At 43.9% G+C, this 15,554-nt stretch carries 12 protein-coding genes; 4 read left to right on the top strand and 8 right to left on the bottom strand.

Annotation, left to right across the window (positions count from 1 at the left end; all coding sequences use genetic code 11):
- Positions 1 to 193: 193 nt before the first annotated feature.
- The 8 genes from OCV65_RS08845 to OCV65_RS08810 all read right to left on the bottom strand — a co-directional run bounded on the left by OCV65_RS08845 (position 194) and on the right by OCV65_RS08810 (position 10,449).
- Positions 194 to 1,435: an aminopeptidase P N-terminal domain-containing protein gene (locus OCV65_RS08845; RefSeq protein ID WP_262581745.1), complete on the bottom strand. Its 1,242-nt coding sequence runs from the start codon at positions 1,433 to 1,435 to the stop codon at positions 194 to 196.
- Between the two features lie 168 nt (positions 1,436 to 1,603).
- Positions 1,604 to 2,575, bottom strand: coding sequence for an ABC transporter ATP-binding protein (locus tag OCV65_RS08840; RefSeq protein WP_262581744.1), 972 nt, complete (start codon positions 2,573 to 2,575; stop codon positions 1,604 to 1,606).
- 1 nt (position 2,576) lies between these two features.
- Positions 2,577 to 3,608 (bottom strand): ABC transporter ATP-binding protein, encoded by a 1,032-nt coding sequence (locus tag OCV65_RS08835; protein WP_118453127.1) that lies wholly within the window; start codon positions 3,606 to 3,608, stop codon positions 2,577 to 2,579.
- A 12-nt stretch (positions 3,609 to 3,620) separates the two neighbouring features.
- Entirely contained in the window at positions 3,621 to 4,544 is a 924-nt protein-coding gene (locus OCV65_RS08830) for an ABC transporter permease (RefSeq protein WP_262581743.1), read from the bottom strand.
- 9 nt (positions 4,545 to 4,553) lie between these two features.
- Entirely contained in the window at positions 4,554 to 5,474 is a 921-nt protein-coding gene (locus OCV65_RS08825; RefSeq protein ID WP_262581742.1) for an ABC transporter permease, read from the bottom strand.
- A 155-nt stretch (positions 5,475 to 5,629) separates the two neighbouring features.
- Complete coding sequence (locus OCV65_RS08820; RefSeq protein ID WP_262581741.1) at positions 5,630 to 7,273, bottom strand: peptide ABC transporter substrate-binding protein; 1,644 nt, start codon at positions 7,271 to 7,273, stop codon at positions 5,630 to 5,632.
- Positions 7,274 to 7,289: 16 nt separating this feature from the next.
- Positions 7,290 to 8,354, bottom strand: a complete 1,065-nt coding sequence (locus OCV65_RS08815; RefSeq protein ID WP_262581740.1) for a M24 family metallopeptidase — start codon at positions 8,352 to 8,354, stop codon at positions 7,290 to 7,292.
- Between the two features lie 22 nt (positions 8,355 to 8,376).
- Complete coding sequence (locus tag OCV65_RS08810) at positions 8,377 to 10,449, bottom strand: glycoside hydrolase family 127 protein (protein WP_262581739.1); 2,073 nt, start codon at positions 10,447 to 10,449, stop codon at positions 8,377 to 8,379.
- Between the two features lie 344 nt (positions 10,450 to 10,793).
- Between OCV65_RS08810 and OCV65_RS08805 the strand changes: the two genes are divergently transcribed.
- The 4 genes from OCV65_RS08805 to upp all read left to right on the top strand — a co-directional run bounded on the left by OCV65_RS08805 (position 10,794) and on the right by upp (position 15,482).
- Positions 10,794 to 11,702 (top strand): trans-4-hydroxy-L-proline dehydratase activase, encoded by a 909-nt coding sequence (locus OCV65_RS08805; RefSeq protein WP_262581738.1) that lies wholly within the window; start codon positions 10,794 to 10,796, stop codon positions 11,700 to 11,702.
- Between the two features lie 4 nt (positions 11,703 to 11,706).
- Positions 11,707 to 14,085, top strand: coding sequence for a trans-4-hydroxy-L-proline dehydratase (hypD, locus tag OCV65_RS08800; protein WP_262581737.1), 2,379 nt, complete (start codon positions 11,707 to 11,709; stop codon positions 14,083 to 14,085).
- 111 nt (positions 14,086 to 14,196) lie between these two features.
- The gene (locus tag OCV65_RS08795; protein WP_262581736.1) at positions 14,197 to 14,784 is read left to right on the top strand and encodes a TetR/AcrR family transcriptional regulator; all 588 of its coding nucleotides are present in this window, start codon (positions 14,197 to 14,199) and stop codon (positions 14,782 to 14,784) included.
- A 68-nt stretch (positions 14,785 to 14,852) separates the two neighbouring features.
- Complete coding sequence (gene upp, locus OCV65_RS08790) at positions 14,853 to 15,482, top strand: uracil phosphoribosyltransferase (RefSeq protein ID WP_262581735.1); 630 nt, start codon at positions 14,853 to 14,855, stop codon at positions 15,480 to 15,482.
- Positions 15,483 to 15,554: the final 72 nt, after the last annotated feature.

Genomic DNA, 15,554 nt, shown 5'->3' with positions numbered 1-15,554 from the left:
ATTCTGTGCCATAGGTTATTTCTCCTGTTCTCGTATTGATTATAATTATATATCAAAATCCTTGAGAATAGGGTGTCAACTTTTATGATACAACATCACTTCATTCCCCGATTTATCCGTTCCGGACACCCTGCCTAAATTATAAAAATCTGGTTCTACCCGTATAATAATTCAAGAATACTCTCGACATACTTTAATTCATAACAGCTTCGATATCTTCAATTGTTCTCGGAATATCTCCTGACAGGTTCTCACATCCGTTCTCTGTCACCAGACAGTTGTCTTCCAGACGGAATCCGATGCCCCACTCTTCATGGTAAATACCTACATCAATACAGAATGCCATACCCGGTGCAATGGTCTCCGGTGTCTTAACCACATCATGTACATCGTAACCAATGTGATGTGCTCCACCGTGCCACATATATGTACCAATCTCATCGTATGATTTCAGCACACCTGCCTGTTTCAGCTGCTCACAGTTGTATCTGCGAATCTCTGCGTCAACTTCTTTCATCTCCATACCAGGCTTCACAATTGAGAACATATGGTTAGATGTCTCCAGTGCACAGTTAAACAGCAACTTCTGCTTCTCGCTGTATTTACCGTTACAAGGCCATCCACGGGATACGTCTGTGATCAGGTTATCCCACTGTGCTCCTACGTCATTCAGCACCATGTCGCCATCCTGAGCCTGTCCCTGATAGCTGTAATAGTGGATGCAGAAATTATTCTTGCCTGCAGAAATAATAGACGGGAATCCAGGTCCTTTCGGTCCGAACTGTCCCAGCGCACGGTCAAATTCTGCTTTATACTGGTATTCATACATGCCTGGTTTAGACGCTTCCATCATCGCCACAATACCAGCCTTTGTAATCTTCTCTGCCTGACGCAGTGCTTCAATCTCGCATGGCTGTTTAATCAGTCTCAGTTCTCTTACCAACGCATTGGCATTGCCAATAGTAAAGAACGGCACCTGCTGCTGTACATAGTTCAGAAATCTCTGAGCCGGACGGTCGATGTCTTTTGCATTTATGCGGAACAGATCCAGATACAAATGTCCGTAATTACCGCTATTAGCCAACGCACGGAAATCTGTCTCAAATTTCTCATTAGAACGGATATCTTCTGCTCCCGAAATCTCTGTCGCCTCATATGGCTTTACACGCACACCTGTCCATCTTTCCGCAAATGCATCCGGCGGAAGAATGTAGATACGTTCCTCTACACTGCCTTCTGCGTCTTTTGCTGCCAGAAGAACTGCCTCCTTACACTCTAATCCTGTCAGATATACAAAACTTCTGTCTGCAAAGAATGGATAGTACTCGTCATTCGTCTTGGTGATTTCTTCACCAGAGAACATTACAAGCAGTGATCCTGACGGAAGTTTCGCATATAATCTTTCTCGATTGCCCTTATGAAATTCTGCCTTCATCCTGTCTTTACCTCTTTTCTGTATTTTCCTCCTATTTAACTCAATCGAGTAAGTCAACACCTACTCAACGTACAATCACCATTTCTGTATAGCAATCCATAAAAAATAGGAAGTGGTTTCCCACTCCCTATTATTTCACAATCGCATCAGCTATGCAATAGATACATTTTACTGTTCATCCATCAGATGGCATGCAACCACATGTCCTGGTTTCACTTCTCTTGCCTGTGGTGTCTCCTGATGACATCTCTCTGTCGCATACTGGCAACGTCCTGCAAATCGGCATCCTTCCTTCGGATTGATCGGGCTAGGGATCTCTCCTTTAATCGGGATACGCTTATTGCTCTTAGCCTTATCCGGATCAGCTTCCGGAATAGCGGAAAGCAACGCCTTTGTATACGGATGCATTGGATTAGAATACAGTTCTTCTGTCTCTGCTGTCTCTACAATAGTTCCCAGATACATTACAACTACACGGTCAGAAATATACTTAACAACACTCAGGTCATGGGCGATGAACAAATATGTCAACTCTCTTGTCTCCTGCAGTTCTTTCAGCATGTTGATAACCTGCGCTTGAACAGATACGTCCAGAGCTGAGATCGGCTCATCACAGATGATGAATTCCGGATCTACAGAAAGTGCACGGGCAATACCGATACGCTGTCTCTGTCCACCTGAGAATTCATGAGGAAAACGTGACATATGATCCTTATTCAGACCAACCGTCTCCAGAAGTTCTTCTACCTTCTGATCTACATCCTTACCGGCAAGTCCATGATGCTTAATACCTTCTCCTACAATCTCCTTAACCGTCATACGAGGATTCAGGGATGCATATGGATTCTGGAAGATCATCTGCACCTTCTGGCAGAATTTTTTCTGTTCTTCTTTCGACAGCTTGGTAATGTCCTTACCATCGTAAATAACTTCTCCTTCCGTAGGCTCATACAGACGGATCATGCAACGACCCGTTGTAGACTTACCACATCCAGACTCACCTACCAGACCAACAGTCTCTCCTTTATGAATATCAAAACTCACATGATCTACAGCTTTCAAAGTAGCATGTCTGTTGATCTGGAAATATTTACACAGATCTTTTACCTGCACGAGAGGCTGCTTGTTTTCATTTTCCATTTTACACCTCTCCTTTCTTAGCTGTTGCTTTCTTCAAATCTGTCTCCGGTGCCATCTCATGCTGCAGCCAGCAGAATGTTGTATGATCATCTGCTACTGTATATGCTTCCGGCGGTAACTGTTCACAGACATCCATACAGTATTCACATCTTGCTGCAAACGGACATCCTTTCGGAGGTGCGAACAGATCCGGAGGTGTACCTTCGATCGGTTTCAGTTTCTCGCCTTTGGCTGTATCCAGTTTGGCGATAGACTGCATCAGACCTTTGGTATATGGGTGGGCGGTATTGTAGAAGATCTCACCGATCTCACCTTTTTCTACAATCTTACCACCATACATTACTACTACACGGTCGCACAGACGAGAAATAACACCCAGGTCATGTGTGATCATGATGATAGATGTGCCGAGTTTCTCACGAAGTTCCAACAACAGATCCAGGATCTGTGCTTCGATTGTAACATCCAGAGATGTTGTCGGCTCATCACAAATAATTACACTTGGACGGCTAACCAGAGCAATCGCGATCATAACACGCTGTTTCATACCTCCGGAAAGCTCATGCGGATACTGTTTGTAACGTTTCTCTACATCAGAGATACCTACCAGGCGCATGATATCCATAGCTCTTTCTTTTACTTCTTTTTTGCTGACATCCGTACGTCCAAGGAATACCTCTTCAATCTGAGCACCAACTCTCATGGTTGGATTCAGAGAAGTCATTGGATCCTGGAATACAAATCCGATCTCACGTCCTCTGATCTTACGGATCTCTTTTTTAGACATTTTCAGGACATCCTGCCCTTTGTATAAGATTTCTCCACCTTCGAAGAATCCAGGCGGCTCCGGATTCAGACGCAGAATACACTGAGCTGTTACACTCTTTCCACATCCGGACTCTCCCACGATTCCCAGAATCTCACCCTGGCGGACTTCATAGCTGACATCACGTACAGCCTTTACTTCTCCACCATAGGTGTGGAAGGAATATACTACATTCTTTAATTCAAGAATATTTTCTCTTTCAGACATCTTCTGCTCCTCCTATTCAGTTCCACGAAGCTTTGGATCTACTGCATCGCGCAGTCCGTCACCCAGCAGGTTCAGGGCAAGCATCGTTGTACAGATGAAAAACGCCGGCATAACAATCTCATGCGGATGGATCCGCAGGAACTGGATACCTTCTTTTGCCAGAACTCCCCAGCTACAATTCGGAGGTGCAATACCCAGACCGATGTAACTTAAGAATGCTTCCTGGAAGATTGCGTTTGGAATAGCCATACACAGGTTTGTTACCATCATACCAAGAATATTCGGAATAATGTGACGAAGGATGATTACGATATCCGGGATACCGAGTACCTTAGCAGCCATTACGAAATCCTGCTCTTTCAGACGATATACCTCACCACGCACGAAACGACAGGTACCGATCCATCCTACGATACACATCGCAACGATCAGACATGTAATACCTTTACCTAATACGATCATAACCAGAATCGTAATGATCAGACTCGGGATACCATATAACACATCAACGATACGCATGACGATCATATCCAGCTTACCGCCATAGTATCCACACAGACCACCTACTACTGCACCTACACACATATTAATAAATGCGGAGAGCAGACCGATTGTCAGAGATGTTCTTGCTCCCATCCATGTACGAACCCACAGATCACGACCTGTTGCATCACATCCAAGCCAGTGTGCTGAAGACGGTCCTGCATGAATCGCATTCGGATCCATGGTTGAAAATCCATAATGACTGAGCATTGGTGCAAATATTGCAAGTAACGCATACAGCACGATAATGCAAAGTCCGACAAATGCGGCACGGTTCTTTCTTAATCTGCGCCATGCATCCTGCCAGAAAGAGAGTGACGGTCTGCTGATGGATTCCATACGTTCTGTATTTTTACCCTTAATAGTAAACATTTCTTTGTTCAGTTCAGCCACTTCTCTCACCTACCTTTTACCAATACGTACTCGTGGATCGGCCACGCCGTACATAATATCTACAATCAGATTACACGTTACAAGGAAGAAGCCATAGAATACGGTCATTCCAAGAATCATCGCATAATCATTTTCATTTACACTTGATACATAATATTTACCCATTCCAGGAATAGCAAAAATAGACTCGATAACGAATGTACCGGTAAGTACAGACGCTACTGTAGGTCCCAGAATTGTCATTACAGGCATGATCGCATTACGGATCTGATGCTTGAATGTGATTCTGAACTCAGACAATCCTTTTGAACGAGCTGTCTTTATATAATCCTGTGATGTTACTTCCAGCATACTGGATCTCATAATTCGCGACACAGATGCCAGCGTATAGAACGCCAGGGCGGTTGCCGGAAGAATGGTGTATCTGAAGCCCAGATACTTTGCCACAGGGAAGAGTCCCCATTTAATTCCGAAGAAATACTGTAAAATTGCTCCCATAATGAAGTCCGGAATACTTGTTCCGATAATCGCAATGATTACACAGAAGAAATCCAGCTTCTTGCCACGGTTTCTAGCGGCAATAATACCAAGCACCAGACCAAAAGATACGGCCATTACCAGTGCACGGATTCCAAGGTCGGCAGAATATGGGAATGTCTGTCCGATAATATAGTTAACTGTCTTATTGGTGTACTTCATAGAGTAACCGAAATTGCCATGCAGCAAGTTCGCCAGGTAGGTGAAATACTGCTGGATCAGCGGCTTATCAAAGCCGTAGTACGATCTCATGTTAGCAGCTACTTCTTTTGTCAGCTTTGCACTGGTAAATGGATCACCAGGCATCAGACGAACCAGGAAGAACACGATGGTAACAAGTGCCCAAAGTGTAATAATAGCTGCGATCACCCGCTTAACAACATACTTAAACATCTTTTTCCTCCTAAACAGATATGAAAAGGGGATTCAGGAAAGGAAGATGATTCCTTCTTCCCTGAATCACCTTTTCATTCTAATCTTGTACAGAGTCCCGGAAAAACCGGGACTCTGTATAATAGGCTATTATCTTACCATTCAGATATAAATGCTTATTTAGCGTTTACGTCTGCATATACCCAGTCGATGTTCAGACTGCAGTAGTAGAAGTTGATACCTGTTGTATCATCATCCAACATGTAGTATACATTTCTTGTCTGAAGAGGTACAAATGCGCCATCAGCAAGGATATCCTGCTCAGCTTTGTTCAGTTCATCCATACGTGCATCTGTATCAGCCTCATCCTGAGATGCTGCCAGAAGCTGATCAACTTCCGGATTCTCATACTGGCTGTAGTTGTAAGAGCTGTCGCTCTTGAACAGTTCAAGGTAGCTGTAAGGATCATCATAGTCAGATCCCCATCCGCCATAACCGATCTCATAATCATGCTCTGGGAATACTTTGCCGTAGATGTCAGCGTATGTTACCTGACGGATCTTCACATTGATTCCAAGTGCATTCTGCCACTGCTCCTGAAGAGTCTCAACGATTCTCTTGCTTGAGTCAGCATCTGTTGTAACTACTTCAACTGTGATATCAGAAGCATTAGCAATACCAAGTTCCTGCATAGCAGCGTTCAGGTATTCTGTAGCTTTGTCCTGATCTCCATCCAGTGGATATGAGTAAGAGTTCAGGTCATATGCTTCACCGTATGTAGTTCCCTTAGCCTGCAGTCCCGGGAATACCAGTCCGTTGAATGCTGTGTATGTATCAGCATTAGCAAGCTTGTTGTAATCGTTACGATTCAGTGCATAGTTCAGAGCAAGACGGAAGTTCTTGTTGCCAAGTACCGGGTTGTCGCTCTTAGAGTTGATGTAACAGAAGTCAACGTTACCATTTGCAAATACTTCAGCTTTGTCCTTGTAATCCGGAACGTATGCTGTAGGAACCTGTACATAATCCAGATCTCCTGCCTCATACATTGAAAGCTGTGTATCTGTGTTCTCTACGTAGTTCAGCTCACATTTATCAAGGTTAATAGAATCTTTATCCCAGTAATTGTCGTTCTTCTCGAATGTCCATACATTATCCTCTGAGCTTGTCATTACAAACGGACCAGAGTATACGTTCTTCTCTGAAGTTGCAGCAAAGTCTGTGCCGTATTTTTCAACAATGTCCTGGCGAAGTGGTGCAAACTGTCCTGATGATCCGATCAGACTCAGGAAGTATGATGTCGGGTGCTCAAGTGTTACCTCAAGTGTGTTGTCGTCTACAGCCTTAACTCCCAGTTCCTCAACATCCATGTTACCCTGCTCAATGGCCTGACCATTCTTTAAGCAGTCACCGATGAATGCATATGGGCTGGCTGTTTCAGGATTAACCAGTCTCTTCCAGCTGTACTCGAAGTCACCAGCTGTGATTGGCTCTCCATCGCTCCATTTTGCATCTTTACGCAGGTGGAATGTGTAAGTAAGTCCATCCTCAGACTCATCCCAGCTCTCTGCGATACCCGGCTTAACGTCACCAGCGGTGTTACGTGTAAGTCCTTCTGTGATCGCATGCTGAATCTCATTGTCACCAATGCTCTGTCCCTTAGTCGGGTCCAAAGTAGTCGGCAGTGTGTTTACAGCATAACGGAATACTTTTCCGTCAGATGAATCTCCATCTGAGCTTCCACCGCCTGGTGTTCCACAGCCTGTAGCAAGACCTGCTACCATTGCCATACTTAAAAATGCAGCTAATACTCTCTTTTTCATAAGTTGTCCTCCTTCTTTAAAGTTCTATTAGCTCATGTGTAGCACTTATCAGGTTCTCATATCCATTCTCTGTAATGATACCCTGATCTTCGATCCGGACACCACCCCATCCCGGGATATAAATACCTGGTTCTACCGTCATTACGCTGCCTGCCTGCAGCACATCGGTATGGTTCTTACCAATAAATGGAAGTTCATGTACAAACAAACCTACTCCATGACCGATTCCCGTGTAGTTATACGGCATATATTCAGTTCCTTCTATCGCTTTCAGTGATGCCTGATAGCAGTCCTCGCCGGTAACTCCCGGTTTGATTGTTGCTTCAACATCCTCTGTCATCTGTCTGCAAAGCTTATATACTTCTTTCTGCTTCGGCGTTGCCTTACCGACAACTACCGTTCTTGTCATATCGGAAAGATAACCATCATACTGGCATCCATAATCCATCAGCACGAAATCTCCGTATTCCAGGGCTCTGTTGCCCGGAATGCCATGAAGAAGTGATGTCTTAGGTCCTGAGATCAGGATTCCTCCGTACGGCTTGGTATCTGCGCCTTCCATTACCATGTAATGTGATAACCTGGAAGCGAGTTCCTTCTCTGTCACTCCCACTTTGATGTCCTGAAGAATCTTATCAAATGCTCTGGAAGCAATATCACAGGAAACTCTTAACTTCTGGATCTCTTCCGGTGTCTTCAATTCACGGAATCTTTCAACCACATTCAATGTCGGTACTAATTCTGCATCGATCATATCCTGCATGGATTTCCATGTCTCAAATGTAAGATGATCCTGTTCAAAACCAACAGTCTTAACTCCATCTTTCTTACACAGTTCTGAGATTACATTACCAATACTGGTTGATCTCCAGTTGATAATCTCATAATCCGGGCATTCCATACCTGCCTGCTCGGTATATCTCGGATCTGTGATAAAATACTGATTTGCTTTATCAATAAACAGGTACGAATCATCGCCTGTGTATGCGCTGATACATCTGACATTGGCCGGCTTAGCAATATAAAATCCGTCCAGTCCTTCTTTTTCCATGTAGCTTCTTAATTCTTCTAATCGATTCATAATGTCTGCTTATACCTGCCTTTCACTTAATTATCGTATATACATGATACGCTCTGTCTCCCACTTCGTAAACCGGAATCCATTTCCAGCCACCAAGCCGGAAACTCAGTTCGTCTTCATGTTCATCTATCCATTCCATCCGTTCTGCAATCTCAGCCTCTTTCACCGGAAGTTCCAGGAAATCAGTCTCTTCCGAAAGTGCTGCCATAATATATGGTCCATATTGGATTGCTACTTTTTCCGGTTCATCCGGTGCTCGAAGCACTTTCACACCCGGCGTCCACCGAATCCGAAGTTTCACATCACTGGAGTGCATCGTGATCTCGATATACCCGGCTTTATTTTTCTTCGTCTCCAACACTTCTCCATCCATCTCCAGCAAACATTCATCTGCCCACTCCGGATAGCGAAGATATAACTTCCGAAATGTGCTATTCTGAATACTCAGTTCATATTCCTGTCTGCGCTGTGATACACACTCCATATGAAGCTTCATATCATCCTGGCTGAATTCAGACGGTATATACATATTTATAAAGAATGCATCCCTTTTCTGGAAATACATACCTTCCTGATACTTAAAGTGACTCTCCATGCCGGTTCCATGACAACAGCTGTTTTCAAATAAGAACTCTCTCTTCATCCCCGGTCCAAGCGGAAAGAAATAAGTACTTTCTCCGCTCCCGCTTTCATCTGGTGTTGCCAGAATGTGGTTATAAAGAGTCTTTTCATAATAGTCCATATACCTGCTGTCAGGATCCATCTGATACAGTTCTCTGGTGAGCTTCAGCATATTATATGAAGCACATGTCTCCTGGGTCGATGCTGTCAGAAGCTTTCCGATTTCCCGGTACCCCTGGAACATCTCGCCCTCACCGACACCACCTGTGGCATAAGTTCTATTCTCCGTTACCGTCGTCCAGAACGCTCTTGCCATCTCCAGATACTTTAGATCCCCTGATGCTTTGTATATTTCTATCGCTCCCAGGATCTGCGGAATATGCTGATTCGCATGGATTCCATTCAGCTGATCCTGATAACGCATCAGTGGCCGATATAACTTGTCATTATCAAATAATCTGGCACACTTCAGGAATTCTTCTTTGCCTGTCAACTCTGCAAGCTGTGCCATTACCACATTCATACCGCCAAATTCTCCGGCTATGTACATGCTCCACATCTTCTTAAGCTGCGCTTCCGGGAGCCGTGATAATCTGTGCCATGTCCACTCTCCCATCTGTTCTGCAATGGAGAGAGCTTCTTTCTTATTAATATATAGGTAACAGTCCAACAGACCTGCTATGATCTTATGAAGTGTATAATATGGTGCCCAGATCTTCGGATATGGTGTATACTCTTCCAACAGATTAAATTGCTCTTCTGAGTATGGACTTAAAAAACCTTCATGAATACCGTCTATATTTCGAAAAGCCTGCTGACACTTTTCCAGTTCATCTACCATATAAACTGCTTTGTCCCGGATTCGCACATCTCCTGTCGCACGATAGCAAAGTGCCAGTGCCGAAAGATAATGTCCAGTGGTATGTCCTTGAATCTGGCTTTCCTCAGCGTCCCATCCATATGGGCATTCCGCGCCCCTGGTGTCCAGCCCAGACGCCTTCCGGAAATGATACAGCATACTGTCATCATCCATCGAAAGCAAATACTGATGCATCCGTTCCTGTGCCTCGTAAAATGCATTCCCCGGAAGTATCCGGATCTCTGCCTCTGCGTTCTGATAAACTTCTGCATCTTTATCAGGTCTTCCCTGCACGGTAACTTCTATAGGATATGTATCTGCATTATGATGTGGATTCTCCTGTTCCAGGATCGTCACTGCATATACTTTGCTGGCAATCGCTTCTCCATATGTAAAAGTACCTGTCAAAAGCACTTCCCGGTTTCCCATGCCATATAACGGACGGTTCACCCTGCCATCTGTATCCAGGAAACGTTCTTCTCCCGAACTCCAACTGATCTCTGATCCGTACTTCCCTTTTGCAGGAAGTGCAAGATTAAACGTCACAGTCTTCAAATTCCCAAGATAAAGAAAATCCATATCTTTTTGTACTACTTTCTGGTCGTTCAGGTTCATATTGACATCCTCTATAATTTTATACACGTTAATAATATAACACTTTTTAGACTAAAGTTCAATTCCTCTTTGCTATTTTTCATGATTTTTAGACGCATTTCATAAAATGTCTAAAAAAGTGCAAAAAAAGGCACCTTTTTAAGGATGCCTTCTTTGGTAACGCTTGACGTGATTATATACCATAGTTTAAAACATTTCCAGTCTTTTTTTGAATTTTTTAATTTTCTTTCTTGCATTTTCGTTTTCATCTGTCAAACTATTGACAATCTAACCGTTATATGGTACTTTTAGACTGTAGTACAAACCATAGTCTATAACCCTGATAAGAAAGGAATAAAAATACGATGAATCTGATTACCAACATTCAAAAATTCTCTATACATGATGGTGACGGAATCCGCACAACCGTATTTTTCAAAGGCTGTCCGCTCAAATGTGAATGGTGTCACAACCCTGAGACACAGCGTTATGAGCAGGAGCTTCAATATGATTCTGAAAAATGTACGGGCTGCGGCTGCTGTGCTAAGGTCTGTCCGTCCGGTGCGATCACGATGCAGGATGGCAAACCGGTACTCGACAAGACAGTCTGTCAGCTCTGTGGCAAATGTACGAACTTCTGTCCACAAGGTATCCGCGAGATCATCGGCGAAGAATACCCTGTTAAGAATTTGATCCGCGAGTTAAAGAAGGATCTGATGTTCTACGAAGATTCCGGCGGCGGTGTTACACTCTCCGGCGGTGAGGTCATGACCATGTCAACGGATTACATTCTTGCAATTGCCAAGGCATTAAAGCATGAAGATATCACTCTTACTATTGACACCTGTGGTCAGGTTTCCTATGATAAATTTGAAGCGATCCTTCCATATGTGAATACATTTTTATATGATGTCAAAGTCATGGATCCGGAGCTTCATAAAAAATATATCGGCGTTGACAACAAGCTGATCCTCGAGAATCTGGTGAAGCTGTCTGACGCAGGCGCCCGCATTTATATCCGTATTCCTACTGTAAAAGAGGTCAACGGTAATGAACAGAATATGACAGAGACAATCAGGTTTCTGAAAGAACACGACATCCACCCGGCTCAGGTGAATCTCCTGCCTTATCACGATACAGGCAGTGGCAAATACGCCAAGCTGGATATGGAATATAAAGGAACAGATTTACATGCACCATCCAAAGAAGAAATGGAAAGTTTTGTACAGCTTTTCAAGGATGCAGGATTTCAAAACACTAAAATAGGAGGTTAGAGAAATGGCAACAAAACGAGGCATGAACGAAAGAATCCAGAAATTAAGAGATCTCAGCGTGAACACACCAGTACATATTGACCTGGAAAGAGCTAAGATTGAGACAGATTTCTACAAAGAAAATGAGGGCAAATATTCTATCCCGGTTATGAGATCTATGGTTCTGAAGGAATATTTCTCCAAGAAGACTCTGTACCTGGGAGACGGCGAACTGATCGTCGGTGAAAAAGGTAAAGATCCACAGGCGTCTCCTACATTCCCAGAGCTGTGCTGCCACAGTGTAGAGGATATGACTGTTATGAGCGAGCGTGATCTGGTTTCCTTCCATACTACAGAAGAAGACAGAAAGCTTCAGGCCGAAGAGATCATTCCTTACTGGAAAGGCAAGACCATGCGTGAGAAGCTTCTCTCTATGATGACTCCGGAATGGCATGACTGCTACGAAGCAGGTATGTTCACAGAGTTCATGGAGCAGAGAGGTCCTGGACATACATGTGGTGGTGAGCAGGTATTCACTACCGGATACATGGATTACAAAGAAAAGATCAAAAAGACTATGGATTCTCTGGATTTCATGAATGACCCGGAAGCCCTTGATAAATTAGAAGAACTGAAAGCTATGGATATCTCCTGTGATGCAGTAATCATCCTTGGTGAGAGATACCACAAGCTGGCACTTGAGATGGCTGAAAAAGAGACTGACGAGACACGTAAGGCAGAACTCCTTCAGATCGCAGCCAATCTGGAAGTCGTACCGGCTCATGCTCCACAGACTTACTGGCAGGCAATCCAGTTATACTGGTTCACACACCTCGCAGTTACCACAGAGCTGAATCCATGGGATGCATTCAGTCCGGGACGTATGGATCAGCATCTGATCAAATACTACGAAGCAGATACAGAAGCAGGTATTCTGGATGACGAAAGAGCTCTGGAACTTCTGGAATGCTTATGGGTTAAATTCTACAACCAGCCGGCACCAGTTAAAGTAGGTATCACACTGAAAGAAAGTGCTACTTACACTGACTTTGCCAATATTAATACCGGTGGTGTTACACCTGATGGAAAAGACGGTGTCAACGCTGTCAGCTACCTGATCCTTGACTGTATGGACGACATGAAACTGGTTCAGCCAAACTCTAACGTAACCATCAGCAAGAAAACACCTACCAAATTCTTAAAGAGAGCTTGCGAGATCTCCAGAAAAGGATGGGGTCAGCCAGCATTCTATAATACAGAAGCTCAGACTATGGAGCTTGTCAACGCAGGTAAGTCTCTGGAAGACGCACGCCGCGGCGGTTCTTCAGGATGTGTAGAGACCGGAGCATGGGGAAGCGAAGCATATATCCTGACAGGATACATGAACATTCCTAAGATCTTCCAGCTTACACTTTACAATGGATATGACAATGTATCCGGCAAGCAGCTTGGTCTGAAACTCGGATACGCAAAAGACTTCAAGACATACGAAGAACTGTGGAATGCATTTAAGAAACAGATGAAACATTTCATCGATATCAAGATCCGTGGTAACAACGTAATCGAGAAACTGTATGCAGAATATATGCCGGCTCCTTGTCTGTCAGTTGTAACCAATGACTGCATCAGCAATGCTAAGGATTACAACGCAGGTGGTGCAAGATACAATACCAACTACATCCAGGGTGTAGGTATCGGAACTATTTCCGACTGTCTTGCAGCTATCAAATACAATGTATACGACAAGAAGAACTTCACAATGGAAGAACTGATCGAAGCTATGGATCACAACTACGAAGGTTACGATGCAATCTATCGTATGGTTCATGACAAATCACCTAAGTATGGTAATGATGATGACTATGCTGATGATCTGATGCAGGATGTATTTTATCTGTACCATGATCTGATCACAGGTCGTCCGAACATGAAGGGTGGTAAATACGGTGTAGATATGCTTCCTACTACCTGCCACGTATACTTCGGCGAAGTAATCGGTGCTACTGCTAACGGACGTAAGGCTCACGTACCTGTATCTGAGGGTATCTCTCCTGAGAAATCCGCTGATACGAACGGACCGACAGCTGTTATCAAATCCTGCGCTAAGATGGATCACCTGGCAACAGCAGGTACTCTGCTGAACCAGAAGTTCACTCCTGATGTAGTTGCAGGTGAGGAAGGTCTGAACAACATGGCAAGTCTGATCCGAAGCTACTTCGCAATGGATGGACATCATGTACAGTTCAATGTCATCGACAGACAGACTCTGATCGATGCGCAGAACAACCCAGATGACTACAAGGATCTGATCGTTCGTGTAGCCGGATACAGTGACTTCTTCCGTAACCTGTCTAAACCATTACAGGACGAGATCATTAACCGTACAGAGCAGTCCTTCAACTAAATCAAACGAATAACTGCTTAGCAGTTTAAAGTCTGAGAAGGCCTTTCACACACGCTCATGTGTAAAAGGCCTTCTTATTTAACAATTATATTTTGTTTTCAAGGAGAATCTATGGAACGTACAAAAAAAGGAAAAAGCGCCAAGAACAGAATCGTAACCGCAGCATGGCAGCTTTTTCATGAAAAAGGCTATAACGGTACTACCGTGGATGATATCATTGCTCTGTCTGGTACATCAAAGGGATCCTTTTATTATTACTTCAACACAAAAGACGAACTGTTAAATACACTGTCTGTGATTCTGGATGATTTTTACGAAGAATTAGAAAGCCGAATGAATCCTGATCTCAATTCTTTTGTAAAGCTTCTGAATGTGAATTACGAAGCCCATAAAATGATCGAGGAAAATATCAGCATTGATCTGATCGCATCCCTCTACTCTACCCAGCTCGTATCACAAGGACAGCGAAATCTCCTGGATCAGAACCGCACATATTACAAATTTATCACCCGCATTGTTACAGAAGGTCAGATGCGCGGGCAGATCCGAAATGACATGTCCGCCACAGAGATTACCAAGTATTTTACCATGTGTGAACGCGCATTAGTGTCTGACTGGTGCCTCAGCAGAGGTGAATTCTCGCTGAGCGAATACAGTCACAAGTGTATGCCTGTCATGTTGGAGCACTTCAAAGCTTAAACCCATTGACGCATACTGCTGTTACGAATTATAATAGAGAAAACGTATTTCACACGAGGAGGAAAATCATGGAAAACGTAATCGAATTAAAGCACCCACTGATTCAGCATAAGATTTCAAAATTGCGTGACAAGCACACAGGAACTAATGAATTTCGTAAGTTGGTAGAAGAAATAGCCATGTTAATGGGATTTGAAGCTCTGAGTGATCTTCCGCTTGAAGATATTGAAGTAGAGACTCCGATTGAAACCTGCAAGACTCCAGTCATCGCCGGCAAGACACTTGCGGTTGTACCGATCTTAAGAGCTGGACTTGGTATGGTTAATGGCATCCTTGCACTGGTACCTTCTGCAAAGGTAGGACATATTGGACTATATCGCGACGAAGAAACTCATGAGCCACATGAGTACTACTGCAAACTTCCGGATCCGATCAATGAACGACTGATCGTTGTTACCGATCCGATGCTTGCCACCGGCGGATCTGCTATCGCAGCCCTTGACTTCATCAAGCAGCACGGCGGAAAGCACATCAAACTCATGTCCATCATCGCAGCGCCGGAAGGCGTAAAGCGCGTACACGAAGCGCATCCGGATGTACAGATTTATATCGGACATGTTGATCGTGAGCTGAACAAAGATGCTTACATCTGCCCGGGTCTTGGAGATGCCGGAGACCGTATCTTCGGAACCAAATAATCTACATGATATTTTAATTGTATTTTCAGACAGGACGCCAGAATAAGCGTCCTGTTCTTATATATGCCAACG

Origin of the sequence: Dorea ammoniilytica (genome assembly GCF_025567415.1) — a bacterium.
Lineage (GTDB): Bacteria > Bacillota > Clostridia > Lachnospirales > Lachnospiraceae > Claveliimonas > Claveliimonas ammoniilytica.
Note: the sequence above shows the minus strand (reverse complement) of the source record. Positions and strands in the feature narration are given on the sequence as shown.